This is a genomic window from Bacillus sp. GbtcB10 (genome assembly GCF_019091365.1).
GTDB lineage: Bacteria > Bacillota > Bacilli > Bacillales > Bacillaceae > Bacillus > Bacillus altitudinis.
The window spans coordinates 1-237 of sequence record NZ_JAGXJP010000383.1 but is presented as its reverse complement, the minus strand read 5'-3'; the positions used below and the strand labels follow the sequence as shown (position 1 = coordinate 237).

Annotated in this window: 1 protein-coding gene; it reads right to left on the bottom strand. The window is 33.8% G+C overall.

The genetic code is table 11. The features are described 5' to 3' along the window. On the bottom strand, positions 1–237 hold a 237-nt coding region (locus KVT11_RS20580; protein WP_217609214.1), incomplete at both ends, for an AAA family ATPase.

The window sequence follows — 237 nt, the reverse complement described above, 5'->3', positions numbered from 1 at the left end:
ATGAACGATTCCCATAATGTGATTAACAATCTTATCCCGAATATCCGGAATGAATTGTGTATATTGCTGCCCATCATCATGTGTGATATTTCTTGTTGTCTCCCAAGCTGTGAAAATAACATTTGCATCTAATGAATTAAATGTTTCTACTAACTTTAGAAGATGGTTATCTAGTAATGCGTAATCCTTTAATTCCGGCATACCGCTTTTTGTATTTTCACCTTTTTTAAGTAGCCA